This is a genomic window from Bradyrhizobium sp. in8p8, from assembly GCF_000426845.1.
Classification (GTDB): domain Bacteria; phylum Pseudomonadota; class Alphaproteobacteria; order Rhizobiales; family Xanthobacteraceae; genus Bradyrhizobium; species Bradyrhizobium japonicum_C.
In genome coordinates, this window is the sequence record NZ_AUGD01000009.1 from 298,293 (window position 1) to 311,280 (window position 12,988).

At 61.6% G+C, this 12,988-nt stretch carries 16 protein-coding genes; all 16 read right to left on the reverse strand.

Annotated elements, in window-relative coordinates; translation table 11 throughout:
* Positions 1-11: 11 nt before the first annotated feature.
* Positions 12-677, reverse strand: coding sequence for a putative phage tail protein (locus K408_RS40350; RefSeq protein WP_024340975.1), 666 nt, complete (start codon positions 675-677; stop codon positions 12-14).
* Positions 670-1,779 (reverse strand): baseplate J/gp47 family protein, encoded by a 1,110-nt coding sequence (locus K408_RS0123660; protein ID WP_024340976.1) that lies wholly within the window; start codon positions 1,777-1,779, stop codon positions 670-672. The genes K408_RS40350 and K408_RS0123660 overlap by 8 nt, the downstream gene beginning before the upstream one ends.
* 5 nt (positions 1,780-1,784) lie before the next feature.
* Positions 1,785-2,285, reverse strand: coding sequence for a phage GP46 family protein (locus tag K408_RS38555; protein WP_024340977.1), 501 nt, complete (start codon positions 2,283-2,285; stop codon positions 1,785-1,787).
* Between the two features lie 9 nt (positions 2,286-2,294).
* Positions 2,295-3,050, reverse strand: coding sequence for a phage baseplate assembly protein domain-containing protein (locus tag K408_RS40355; RefSeq protein WP_024340978.1), 756 nt, complete (start codon positions 3,048-3,050; stop codon positions 2,295-2,297).
* Positions 3,047-4,102: a phage baseplate assembly protein gene (locus K408_RS0123675; protein ID WP_024340979.1), complete on the reverse strand. Its 1,056-nt coding sequence runs from the start codon at positions 4,100-4,102 to the stop codon at positions 3,047-3,049. Before K408_RS0123675 ends, K408_RS40355 begins: the two co-directional genes overlap by 4 nt.
* A complete protein-coding gene (locus K408_RS0123680) occupies positions 4,102-4,794 on the reverse strand; it encodes a hypothetical protein (RefSeq protein ID WP_024340980.1) in 693 nt (230 codons plus the stop codon). Before K408_RS0123680 ends, K408_RS0123675 begins: the two co-directional genes overlap by 1 nt.
* A gap of 3 nt (positions 4,795-4,797) precedes the next feature.
* Complete coding sequence (locus tag K408_RS0123685) at positions 4,798-5,316, reverse strand: DNA circularization N-terminal domain-containing protein (RefSeq protein ID WP_024340981.1); 519 nt, start codon at positions 5,314-5,316, stop codon at positions 4,798-4,800.
* Positions 5,316-7,412 (reverse strand): hypothetical protein, encoded by a 2,097-nt coding sequence (locus K408_RS0123690; protein ID WP_024340982.1) that lies wholly within the window; start codon positions 7,410-7,412, stop codon positions 5,316-5,318. Before K408_RS0123690 ends, K408_RS0123685 begins: the two co-directional genes overlap by 1 nt.
* A gap of 158 nt (positions 7,413-7,570) precedes the next feature.
* Positions 7,571-7,882: a phage tail assembly protein gene (locus K408_RS0123695; RefSeq protein ID WP_196232394.1), complete on the reverse strand. Its 312-nt coding sequence runs from the start codon at positions 7,880-7,882 to the stop codon at positions 7,571-7,573.
* 20 nt (positions 7,883-7,902) lie between these two features.
* A complete protein-coding gene (locus K408_RS0123700; RefSeq protein ID WP_024340984.1) occupies positions 7,903-8,271 on the reverse strand; it encodes a phage tail tube protein in 369 nt (122 codons plus the stop codon).
* Between the two features lie 72 nt (positions 8,272-8,343).
* On the reverse strand, positions 8,344-10,110 hold the full coding sequence (locus tag K408_RS0123705; protein WP_024340985.1) for a phage tail sheath subtilisin-like domain-containing protein: 1,767 nt from the start codon (positions 10,108-10,110) through the stop codon (positions 8,344-8,346).
* Between the two features lie 52 nt (positions 10,111-10,162).
* Entirely contained in the window at positions 10,163-10,483 is a 321-nt protein-coding gene (locus K408_RS0123710) for a hypothetical protein (protein ID WP_024340986.1), read from the reverse strand.
* 8 nt (positions 10,484-10,491) lie between these two features.
* Entirely contained in the window at positions 10,492-11,064 is a 573-nt protein-coding gene (locus K408_RS0123715) for a hypothetical protein (RefSeq protein ID WP_024340987.1), read from the reverse strand.
* Complete coding sequence (locus tag K408_RS0123720; protein WP_035698420.1) at positions 11,061-11,438, reverse strand: head-tail joining protein; 378 nt, start codon at positions 11,436-11,438, stop codon at positions 11,061-11,063. The genes K408_RS0123715 and K408_RS0123720 overlap by 4 nt, the downstream gene beginning before the upstream one ends.
* 45 nt (positions 11,439-11,483) lie before the next feature.
* The gene (locus tag K408_RS0123725; protein WP_024340989.1) at positions 11,484-11,777 is read right to left on the reverse strand and encodes a hypothetical protein; all 294 of its coding nucleotides are present in this window, start codon (positions 11,775-11,777) and stop codon (positions 11,484-11,486) included.
* Positions 11,778-11,840: 63 nt separating this feature from the next.
* On the reverse strand, positions 11,841-12,932 hold the full coding sequence (locus tag K408_RS0123730) for a major capsid protein (RefSeq protein ID WP_024340990.1): 1,092 nt from the start codon (positions 12,930-12,932) through the stop codon (positions 11,841-11,843).
* Positions 12,933-12,988: the final 56 nt, after the last annotated feature.

Below are 12,988 nucleotides of genomic sequence, written 5' to 3' on the forward strand. Positions count from 1 at the left end.
TTCCCATTTCCTTAGAGTACGGCGACGTAGCCGGAATTCCATGGTCGCGAGAACTGCATTTCCTGAAGTGCGGAATAGTCGAACACGACCTGGGTATGAGCCGGCTTCCATCGGTTCATGATGCAGTAGATGTCAGCGCCATTCCAACTTGCCGTCAGTGCGGTCGGCGTGATGGTCCAAACGAAGCGCATCTCGGGACGCATCAGCCCCCAGCGATAGCTGCCAAGGCCGTCTGGCTCGATCGCAGTCGTGTCCCCGACACCGGAGATGCCACATTGATATGGCGAATATTCCCGGATGCTGACGGTCTGACCATAGAGCGCGGCCTGCGCGATGAAGAACTGGCGCGATTGTGCGCCAAGGAAAGTCATTCTAGCCACGAGTGTCTGCTGCCGTGCGGCAACATCGCTTGGGATCGGCAGGCATTGGTCTGGAAGTCCGAACGCAGCCTCCCAGTCCGGTAGCAGCACGTTCGTGGTGCGGGGATATGACTCGGTGACAAGCAGCAGCGCGGCGCTTTGTTCGACTTCCTCGCCCCAGATTTGTGCCAAGCCAGTGACGACGGATTGCAGCACCGTATCTGGGTCGCGCGGCCACGCCGGGCCCGTCGGCAGCAACTCGTTCCAGCCATGGACGTAGTCGACGGTCGTCCGTTGCGCCCACTTGTCGTTAGCCATAAACGACGGTCCCCAGAACGGCCAGCGATCCCGGGTAGGGCATGGGATGGTCGTCCATGATGAGAGTAAAGCTCTCTATTGTCGGGATTGACGAAATCGCCTCGCTGACCCATGCCCGGTAGATCGTTTGTGCCGGTTGCTCGATGCCGTTGATGGCGTGCGCCGGTGCGGCGCGCTCGAACAGCATCTTCTTGACTGCTACGATCACGGCGTTGCGATTGGCGACGCTATCCGGCGACAGATTTGTGATCGCAAAGTCGATCGGTTCCGGAACCGGAGACACGACGAAACGGTCCTTGATTGCGACCGGCCGAACCGTATCCAAATAGTCCCTGACGAGGTTCACATCGGCATGGCTTGGAAAGCCGACGATGTTGTTCGCGAGATCGTCGGTCATGAAGCGGATCGTCACGGTGCCAAGCCCCATCTCGAGCGGCGAGCACCAAGCTCGCGTCACGCTGACGCTCGGGGTGGCGAAGGTCCACTGGACGTAGTCCTCAGCGCTGCCGCCGACCGGAGGCTGCCGGATGCGGTCGAGCACACGCGCACGCAGCCCGTCGTCGGTCTCCTCCTCAATGCCATCCGTGATCGAAGTGATCGTTCCGACCCCGTTGATGCCCGCAATTCCCACCTTGAGCGCGAGGGTCGAGCCACCTACCAGGCCGGTCGAGCCTGGTGTCGTCGCAACGATCGAAACACTGGTCGGCGTGGTTCCGATCACGACATCCGATTGCGTCGAGAAATCGATAATGGCGTTGGTGAGAGAGTCCACCGCACCCGACACGATCGTACCGGATGGCATGGTCACGCTGCCGATGCTGGTGAACGTGATCGTGCCGTGCGCGTAGGTGGCAGCCTTACGGCCTTGCGAAAGCCAAATGCTGGCATGACGGTCGAGCCATTCCGTCTCGGCGGTGTCAGGCAGCAGCTGCTTTGAAAGCCAATCGATGTAGAGGAGAGTGAGAAACCCAAGCCCGGCGTTGGCGTCCGCCATGACCCGCAAGACGCTGTTCGGGATCATAGGGCCAGAGCGCAGCTGCGACTGTACGTTGTCGCGGTTGGTGTTGCGCAGATCTTCGAGGCTCGGGGTGGTCCAAGGCATTCAGGTCAACTCCCCGGGAAGATCTCTTGCCATAGCGGCTCGTACTGCAACTGCACGACCGGCTTTGGCCCGCGGTAGATCACGACAGTCGCCGTGATCCTCTTGTCCGACGTCTGAGATGCAGAAACGGCAACCTTGGAGCAGACGCCGGCGTCAATCAGCGGCTTGAGCGCATCACGCACATAGCGCTCGACGCGCGTCACCGTCGCACCCTCTCGCGCGCCGCGGTCGACGATCTTGGCCCGGGTTAACAGCCAAAGCTTCGATCCGATCGGCCAGCCTCCCCAGATGCGCTCCGCATCCATGTCGCCCCACCAACCGCGGCGGTCGCTATCGCGCGGGTCGGGAAGTACCTCGGTCTCGTCGGCGAGGGCATCGGTGTTGAGCGCCACCAGCACTGCGCTGGCGAGCTGCTCAGTCTCGTCAAGAAGTCCGACCGGCGTTTGCAGCCAGTCGAACGTCAGCGATCCAGAGACGTCGGACGGAATCAGGCGGATATCCGGCATCGCGTGCCCTCAGAAGTCCGGAGGCTCTTCGGCGCCGTCGGCCCACGGCGGGTCGGCCTTGTTGATTAAGGACTTAGCGCTCACAGAATTCCCGGCCTTGAGATAGACCTTGTCCGAGGCGCGCAGGATGGCTCCAGACCCGCCCTTCACCATGGCGTTGCTTCCGGCGACCATCTTGGCACTGCCGCTGGCATTGACGCTGAACGAAGCGCAGTTGATCGCAACCGCTCCGTTCGGATGGTTCAGGGTGAACTGGGTCTTGTCGAACAGCAGGCTAATCGTTGCCGGCCTCGTCGCTTGCTGGAGTTGACCGAGCTGCTTGCCATCTTCGCGCGGCAGCTTGTCGTCATCCATGATCTGGAACTTGATCTTCTTGCTGTTCGGTACCGATCCGTAGATGCCGTCACGCTTGAAGTGGACCTGCTGGCCCTGATCGTCGTGCATCGCGATTTCACCGTCCGCGAGCTTGTAGAGCCGGTAACGGCGGTCCCCGGCGATGAACACAGCGCCGTGACTGCGGCCCCCACCCATGAACCCCATAAAGCCTTCCGCGCCCATCCGCTGCTGGCCGGTACCAGTCGGCTTCTGAACTACCGAGACGAATCCGTAGGGATGAACGTGCTCGATCTGATCCTGCTGCTCGCCGGCATAGCCCGATAGTGCGTGTTGCTGCATGAACTTGGTGTCGTCGACGCGTTCGACGATGGTCCGACTGATGGAGTTTCCGACGCGCTCGGCAGCATATCGCGTGCTCAGGTGTTTCATGAGAATTGCAGGCTCTCACCAATGCCGGAGCCGAAACCGTCAGCGCGGCACAACATCACACTCGTCGTGGTACCACTATGATTGGACTGACGGTGCACCACCCCCTTGATCATGAACTGGAACGTGTCTTCCGGTAGCAGCGATGGCGACACGATCGTCACCTGCGCGGTGACGTGGTTCCACCAGAGATCGCCCTGCGGGCACAGCCATCCAGGCGTGACGATCTCACCATCGACCTGCATGTATTTGGTCCAGTCACCTTGATGATTGGCCCGTAGCTGCATCGCGGCCGAGTTTCCCATCTCCTCGGCGATGATCTTGAATGGGCGGTTGACCGGAGGCGAGACTTTCGTGCTGCCTGTCGGCGACCGGTTCGCATCGGCGCTATCGTTGTTGGCGTCGTGCCCCTTGACTGTTATTTCGTCGACGTGATCGTTGTTCTTGAGCAGGATACGCCCACGCTCGATATTCTGGCCCTCGCGCAACACCAAGCCGCCTTTGGCGGCGCCTCGGAATGCGACGATGCCACCGGTGCCATCGTCGATCATGTGCATGTTACGCATCCGGCACAGCCGCTCGATGAAGGAAAAGCGGCTTTCGCCGATGTGCTCGGACACGCGCGGAAATGGCATGTCGCCGCTGGCCGACACCGAAAACTTGACCCCGACCTTGCCGAATACGGCCGATCCGATCTGCTGAAGGGTCTGGTTGATGTATTGCCCGGGCTCTCCGTCGACCGTGGACGCCATCACCGCCTGCCCCATCGAGGAGATGCCGATCTGAACCTGATGCGCATTGGCATCGACGGCACCTTGCCGCATGTAAACCAAGCCGCTGATAATCTTTTGCCCCGCAAGGGTCACAGTCGCTTGGTCACCCGGCTGCAATTTGAGGCCCGATATCACTCCGCGTTGGCGCGGGCTGATCTCGGCCACCGTCAGCAACGCGTGATCGATGATGTCCTCGGCGCTACGCGTGCACTCGATCTCCGTCCAGATGTCGTAGCGCTGGCCGTTCGCAGTGACGACAGCAATCTGATCGGGACGCGCCATTATTTCGACAAGGCCCGGCCGGTTAGCGGGAAGAACAGCGGATGGATCGGCGAGTTCTCGGAGATAAGCTCTGCGCTGCGCGAGGGATCCTGATAGAGAGACTGCGCGATCGCGAGTGAGGGACGGGTCTTCGGGAACGAATATGTCACCATCTTCGGCAACGGCCGCGCGCGGTTCGCGAGATCGTTCGACACCGCTGCATGGAGCTTGATCAGCGCGACGTAGGCGACGTTGTCCCGGCCGCTTGCAGCGACCAATTCGGCCGCTTCGAATGCATCGTTGATCACGCTGAAATACCTGTCAATCTCGCGGCGACTGGTGAATATCGTGGCGGCCAGGATCTTCGCCTGCTCCGCGAGAGCCATGCGCACAGCAAAATTGCGTACCGCAATGGCGGGAAGCCCCTGCGCCGGTACCGCGACCATGTCCTTCCGGAATTGCTCCATCAGCTCGAACGTCACGCTGTCGATCGCCTGTGCAGTATCGAAGCACTTCGCCAGCGAAGTCCAGAACGTGTAGACCCGATCGACAGTCTGGCTGAGCCAGACACTACCATTGGCGCTGAGAACCCCAGTCTGGTAGCGCAGTTGTGCGCCAGCGGCACCGGACTGTCCCTCCACCATCTTGAGCAGTCCGGCCAGGACCCTCGTATCGGTGATCCCGATCGCCTCGTTGAGCTCGACGGCGTTCATGTGTCAGGTCAGCCTCGTGATGTCGGTTGATCCGATGAAGGTCGAGCCGAGTGTCGAGTCCAGATAGGACGATGCCGACCCGGTCACGGACCCGACGGTATTGTTGACGCTCGATTGTGTGTCGCTGCCAATCAGCGTCGACGGGTCCTGCCCGGCTTCGATGAACACCATCTCGAGTTCGCAATAACCGCCCCGTTCGCGCCGCTCGACCACGCTGTAGCGATCGCAGACCACGATCTTCTCATCCGAGGACGTGGGCAGGACGAGCGCGCCGTTGGTCTCGCGCTCGAGCTCGGCGATGAGCGCGTCGCGCTGAAACCCGAAATCAGCACCGATGATGTAGGCCCCGACTACGAACGTCCGCGCCCGGCGCCCCATGTCCTCGGTATATGGCTTGTCCTTCTTGGGAAACTCGTGCGGGGCGTTTCGGCGTCCGCTCGACCGCGCGCCTACCTCGACGTGGAATTCCACGCCGTTGAAGCTCGCCGGCTGCAGTTGCAGCTTCCATGGCGGGATCGCCATCAGGACGTCTCGCTGGCCTGCAGCATAGGACGGCCGCGGTTGAGTTGCACCTGCTTGAAGATACCGTCGGCATGGTGGGCGGTGCGGGTGCCCTTCGGGAAGCCATTTAGCGTGATGTCGAGTTTGGCGTTGCCGTTCAGAGAACCGGCATCGCTGGCGCGCATGCCCCGCTTGAGTAGTTCGGCATCGCTTGGACCGCGTCTACCCCGACGGATCATGTCGCTCAGCCGTGCGCCATGACTTTGCTGATCCGCCGCAATGACACCCTGCTTCCACGCCTGCCAGCGTGCGATGTGCGATCTGATCCGATTGTCGGGGCCAAAGAACGTTTCACCATGCACGTCCGGTCCAGTCGGCGTAAAATTCCCGGTACGCTTGTGCTTCGCGGCGAGCCAGGACGACGCATTGTCAGTCGCAAAATTGCTGCTGTTGCTGCCTGCAAGGGCATTCTTCAGCCCCTGCTCAAGGATCGCGCGGTGGGACGGATTTTCCAGGGCACCTCGACCCATGTTGCCCATCGCATAGTAGCCACCCTCACCAGTCCAGCGCGCCTCCTTCTCGAGGGACGTGCCGCGCACGATGGCGCGGTTCATGGTCTCCTCGATCACGTTCTGAGTTCCAACGGGATGCTTGCCTTGCTCATTGGCCGCGATCCGAAGGAGCTTGTCTCGCAGCCACGGCTTCTGCTCCAGCTCCTGAGCAAACCTCTTTCGCTGCTCGGCGAGCGTCCCACTTGTCGGCACCGGAAGGCCGTCGCCCCCCATAGGAACGGACGAGCCATCGGGGCCCTTGCCCATCGACTTGGGTACACTCCCGTCCATTCCTCCGCTGCCGGCGCCCGGTGTCCCGATCGCCGGGAACTCCTTGCTACCAAAATAGCCGCCGCGTGAACGGGCCCCCATTCCGCCTGGATTGAACGCAGTCGGCTGGAACATACCGGACTGCTCCATCATCTTCTGCTTCAGGAAGAACTCCTCGAGCCCCTGCCGCGTGCCTTCCTTGACGTTTTCCTGGGCCTTTTTGTCGTCGCTCCCCAAGCCGAACTTCTTAAAGGGCGCCTGCAGGTTCTCCTTCACGCTTGGCGGGCTCAGTTTGCCGTCCTTGCTGAAGAACCACTTGATGCCGTCGATGATGGCCTTGATGTCCTGCAGATCGGACTTCAGCGACGGGCTGATACCCCAGCCTTTGAAAGTCTCCTCGAGCTTCTTGGCACCGTCATTGATGTCGTTCCAGATCGCGCGGATCTCTGGGTCGTGAACGAAGTCCTGAATGCTCTTCAGCCCTTCCGTGATCCCGGGCGCGGCCGCCGAGGACATCTCGTCCTTGAGCCCCCGGAACGTCGTCAGCAACTCGTCCCATGCATGCTTTGCATCATGCGCAGCTTGCGCATTGAACGGAAACCGTCGATTAAACTCATCAGACTTCCGTCGCATCTCCTGCATCTCTTTGTCGGTGAGATATGCCCAGTTCTCCGGCAGGCCGAGTAGACCGAGGACGCGCTTGCGCTGGTCGACGTCACGGATACGCGGGATCAACTCCATTGCCTTGCGCAGTTGCTCCTCGCGCCGGCCGTCCAGTTGCGCCAGCGGCGATCCGATGTCGCGCCATGCGTTGGCACCGAGCGCCTTCCAAGCGTTGATGTAGGCGGGTGAGCGACGGTGAAGCTCGTCCATGTGGGCGCCGAATTGCTCAAGCGACTTGATCGTCTCGTCGGTCGAAACGCCGTATTTTTGGTTGGCCTCGGCCAGGCCCCGGACACTGTTCATCATCAGGCCGGAAGCGCGGTGCGCAAACTCCAGCTTTTCGCCGTATTCTCCGAAGCCTTTGACAGCCTCGCTGACTGCGGCAATTCCGCCGGCAACGCTGAGCGCTGACAGGCCGAGCGCATTGAATGCCGGCCGCAGCACGTCCGTGGTCGTCTCCTTGACCTTCGCCATCTGCTCGCGAAGTTCATGGTAGGCCTTGTGGTGCTGGTTGACGTGCTTTCGACCTTCGTCATGCACCTTCCTGGAACCATCGCCGATCTTCTTCAGAGCATCCATCATGCTCTTCAGAGGTCCGGAGTATTTGTCGACGACCTCGGCGACGAGGCGCATGGTCTCCTGTTCTGACATTCAAGACTCCTGCGCCAGCTTTAGCCGCACCAGCGTGCGGCTATACAGCAGATCAACGGAATGACGAGGAAGGCTGAGGAACACGAACGGATCGCATTTATAGATCAGGGCGAGGTCGAGACAATCGTCGATGTCGGCCTCTACCTCGCCGGAGTAAAAAAAGGCGAGATGTGCCAGGCCAGCCCAACAATGTCCTGCGGATCAAGCTCGGCCAGCGAGGTCGATGGGATGCTGGGCTGAGAGATCCTTGCCACCATTTGCAGGACCTTCGCCAGGTCGTGTTCGATACGCGGCGGATCAATGTGCGGCGAGAAGATCACTGGATTGCCTACCGCGAGCAGGTCGCCCCCATTCGGCTTGCGCATGACGATCGACCGCACCTCCTCGCCGTACGCCTTGACCGGCTTCAGCAGCGGATAAGGCGGAAGAGTTTCGGGCTTCTCATCGTTCACGTCTTCGACTCGCTTTGACACTAGGTGATCTCCTCGCAGGTTACGCCCTCAAAGGTCACCTCCACCTTGCCGTCATGTGCGTCGATCGCGAATGCAGACGTGGTCCAGGCCTCGGTGAGGACGTAAGTGACGCCGTTGGCGAGCGCACACTGCACAGTCGCGTTGGTGATGTTTTCGAGGTCGACCATCGACAGCTGGTTGCCAATCGAGAGATCGCCCTTGATGCTGGGCACGATAGGCTCCTCCACGTAGCCATGGACGAAGTCCTGCCCGGCGATGCCGGTGCGCTTGAACTTGCTCGGGGTCACGGAAAAGTTGCCGCGCGCTTCCAGTTGCCTCCCATCCACCCGGATGGAAAGCACGCCGCCGATCCTGTTGCTGGTCGCCATCTATCGCTCCGATGAAAAAGCCGCCTCGCGACGAAGCGGCTAAGGCTGATGTGGTTGGGTTTCGACGCCTGCTTAGGCGGCGACCTGTGTGTCCGATGCGAACATCAACCTGAACTGTGCGAGCACGTCGAACTGACGCAGCTGCCCGGCGAGCCGCGGGGTCCAGAGCACCTGAACCTTGTTCGGGTTCTGGTCATCGAGCTGAACAATCAGGTTCTTGGAGAACTCGCGCGTGCTAGAGACCAGGCCATCGTATTCGGCGAGCACGTACTCGGCGATCAGCTCGACTTTGATGTCGATCGGCCGGACTGCGGCCTGACCGGGTCCGAGCCGCGTCCCATCCGGGACCAGCTTCATGCGCGGATACTTCGACGTGATCGACGATTTCATGCGGCTGAGCAGCGCGGCCAGCGTCGCGAGAACGGTAAGCTTGCCGAAGGCCGTGTCGGACTGTCCGAACGAATTGAACTGGTATTGCGACTGCTCGACCAGGATCGCGCAGTTGCCGGAGGCGTTAACTCCCTGCACTGCGAAGCCGCTGTTGACCAGAGAATTGCGCTGCGTCTGGATGAAGCGGTCCTGCGACAGCGGGGGTAGCACGCCGAGGAGCTCGAGCGTCTGCAGCGGTCGCGCCGGGTCGTCGGAAAAGCCTAGCGCGGCATCTGCGCAGTAGCACGCGGTGACCTCCCAGGGCGGCGACGGGAACTTCTGCTCCATCGCCATGGTCGAGATCACGGGCGCGTTCTGCGTGATCCCCCAGGAGATCAGGCTCGAATAGGTGTCTCGCCGTGCCCCAACCACCATGCCGTACTGCTGGCGGGTGTAATTCCACCGACCGCCGGGACCGAAGCCATACTCGATGGCCCACGCCGCAAGCGATCCGGCGTCGGTATAGGGCATCCCGACGTACTGGAAGTCCAGCGTGTTGATGTTGGCGATCGCGGTTGCGAAGTCCGGGTTGCCGGTTCCGCCCTGCATCTGCCCCCATGAAGTCGAGAAGAACACTATGGTGTCGTTGGTGGTAACCGCCTGCGCGAGGTTCGCCGACATGGTCACGGTGGTTGCGTTCAGCGACGCAACGGTGCCGATCAGAGACGATGGCCCGGGTACACCGATCGTGGTGTCATATGCCACCATGCCAGCCACCACATTGGCGTTGGCGCCGCTGGCGAAAGTCACCGCGGCCTGGCCGGTGGTGCCACCGGCGGACGCCGGGATGGCGATCTGGCTGAAACTGAGCGAGAGCCCAGTCGGATAGGTCTCTCCAGACGAGACACCGTAATAGTTCGGGATGATGACGATGTCGTTGCCGGTCAGGCCCTTCCACTGGCAGGTCAGCGACACCAGCGCGCCGGACGCAGTCGCCGTCAGCGGCAGTGACGTCACCGCGTTGATCGCGGCCGCAAGGTTGGTCGCGATCGTCGTGGCATCGTCGGTTGATGCCACCTGGCAAGTAACCTTCTGGCCGGCGATGTAGAGGGTGATCACGCCGGAATTGCTGCCCGAAGCCACCAGAATGTAGCCGGTAGCGGCGACGCCGGCCGATGGCTCGGAAACAGGCAGACACCACAGTTGCTGCGTCGTGTTGCTGGCGAAGAACGCAACCACCATGCGGTATAGCATCGAGCCGATGCCGAACAATGTCCCAGCCTGGGCGACTGAACCGACCGCGATCGGAACGCCAGGGACGGCGTTGCCGGCATTGCCGCCTGAGGTGAACATCTGCCCGGTCAGTAGCGCGCGCTGTGCGTTGGACACATTGCCAGCCTGGCTTCCGTCGACGGTGGCCCAGAACAGCGGCAAATTCCACGATTGCGGGATCCCGGTGCTGATCGTCATGTCGCGCTATCTCCTTTTGTGGCGGAAGGCCTGCCTACGATGCCGGCCGAGTTCATTCCTGGGTTGCCGTCGAGGTTTTCTTCGCGGCTACAGAGGACTCAGGGTCGGCATCGCCGGATGCCTTGATATCGGCCGTCTGCGGCGCTGGCTCCGACGATCCGGTCGCGTGCGCCGGCGGCTTGCCGTGATCGACCTTCTGGCGCTTCGAACGGTGGCGACGCGCGATGTCGGTGGTGATCGCATTGTCGCTCAGCATGCGCGCGGTGAAGGCATCATGCTCCCAGATCGATCCATCATCGCTGATTGCGCCGCTGACCGGGTGCCGCACATCGAGCGCAGCTTCGTGCGTCGGATAGACCTTGATCGCTGGCATGGGTGTCCTCACTGGTCGAGATTTGCGATGGTCGTGATGAGCTGGCCACTCGTTGCGGCATCGTCGAAAGTACTGACATGCACGTCGACTTCGGCGAGCGGCGTCGTGGCGACGGGCTCGAAGTAGCAGCGGTAGCGCACCGTCATTTGAAGGCGAGCCTCGGCGTAATAGCTCTCGCCGAGTTGCGGAAAGTTGAAGCTACGTTGGATCTGCTCGAAGGACTCTATAACGGCTCGGCCATCTGCATCCTTCAGGCTGACGAATGAGATGTCCTGAAGCAGCGTGTCCTCGATGAGGTCAATTAGGGTGTCGAGCGACCCGTCAAGCGATGACGGCTTTTCGGCCTCATCCAGCACCGAGATCCCTAGCGTCACGTCCGAGATGAAGCGCGGCACAGAGACGTTGCCGTCGCCGTCCGTATTCATGATCTCGCGGACAAGATAGACGGCGAGGCGCGGCAGCTGGTCGCTCTGGACCGTAGGGATCGGCAGCTTCGCGGTCGAGGTCCAGTTCGCAGCGATGGTACCGACCGTCAGGCGCCTGAAGGCCTCGTCGCGGATGAAGGTCGCGAGCGTGGTCACGGCTTCCGCTTCAGGATCAGCACCGTGCCGCCCTGCCCGTCCGGCTGGTCGTTGTCGACGACGAAATCAACCACGGCGCCTGGCGCGTAGGCGTCCTTGAGGTAGCCCATCGGCAGGTTGCTTGCGAGCGTACGGACGTAGTCGCCCTGCATTAAGGGAACGGCGAACTCGTCGAGCTTGACGCCTAGCTTGATGGTGCGGGTCGAGAATGGCGCGCCGTTGTCGGCCACCAGGTTGATGTTGTCGACCGTCCAGACCCCTCGCACGTCATAGGGGCGCGCCGTCGGCTGCGACTTCACCGGGGTAATCGTCACCGGTTTGGCCCACGCCTCCATGCACGGGCCCAGTACCAGCGCGGACAGGTCAATGCTCATGGATGGCCCGCCCGGCTGATTTCTTAGAAGGAGCGCAGTTCTGGATCAGGAGGCGGGGGCGAGCTCGGAGAGGTGCGAGCCTTCGGCGGGCACGGTCTTGAGCACCCTGGCCGGATCGACGATAAAGCCGAGCGCGCGCAGCGACTTGATCTCGCTTTCCGGCAAGTTGACCTCCTCGCCCGGGCCGTACTCGACGATCTTCGGCGCGCGGATCGGCTTGCCGGTTTCGGGATTGGTGCCGACGATCTGCATGTCCCGATCGTTCGGGACGCGGATGGTGCGACCGCGCTCGACGGTGCCGCGCACGAGTTTCTCGCTGCCCTGTCGTTCATCTGCCATTTCAGTTCTTCCTTTTGAAGGTGAGGTGAAAAAGGGATCGGGTGACGGATCACCCGATCATGATCAGCCGAGGACCGCGTCGCAGACCTGTGCGGCGAACGAGGCGTTCACGCGCGACGGGATCACTATCGGCGAGGACTGCATCAGGATGTAGCGCTGCGCCGGATCCTCGGTGACCCAGGTCTTGGGCGCGAAGGGAAGCGAAGCGTAGTTGAACGCCGGGTCCAGGATCTGGCCGAAAGCTCGGGTGCCCATCATGTCAGGACCGCACATCACGAGCGAGCCGTCCGGCATCATCGGATATTCCTTGCCAACAGTCGCGTTGCCGTCAGTGCCGGACTCTACGTACCACTCGTTGTAGATCCAGAGCGAATACTGGCCCCACTGGCCCTTGTAGATCGCGCCGCGCTGGATCTGCGGCCCGATGTTGATCGAGTTGCCGGCATCGCCGAGCTTCGGATAGTAGATCGCGCCCTTAAGCAGCGGGTCGGCGATGAAGCCTTCCCATGCCGAGGTGGTGAATACGATATCGGTGGTGATCGCACCCGACTTCTTCAGCATCTGCCGCTGCCAGCTCTCGATATTGAGCACCGGCGTCGCGGTGCCGGCGACGACATTCGCCGGCGTCCATTTCGCGGAGCCGGTGAGCGCGACCGTCAGAGAAGAGTCTCGGCCGAAATCGACCACCACGGTCGGGAAGCCCTCGCCGGTGATGGTCACCTTGCCGCCGACCAGTACCTGAGCCGCCATCCACTCCAAGCGGCGGGTCAGGATGTCGATCTGGTCGGTCATCTCGAATTCGAGATTGGCCATCTCGCGCTCGGCGCCGGTCATGTCGCCGCCGATGCGTTCGCCGATCATGCGGCGGACGGGCTTGCGAAGGTCGGGCGCCCGCTTGTCCTTGATGTAGGCAGGCTTGAAGGTGTTCGTCTGGATGCGTCGCTGCTCGACCAATTTGCCTTCAACCAGGGGAGAGACGAACGGCGCCATGCGGCGCGTTCCGATGTCGACGTCGATCGAGACGAACTCGCTGTCGGACATCGCGATGTTCGGGAAGAACTTGTCGAGCAGGAACGTCACCGCACGCTTCAGGTTCGGAACGACCTGGATCAAGGTATTCGTGTCGTAGACGAGCGTGCCGGGGGTGGTGGCCATTTCTAGGGTCTCCTGTGAGTGAGCCGCCAACGCAAAGGCCCCGGAGGCTCTTTCGA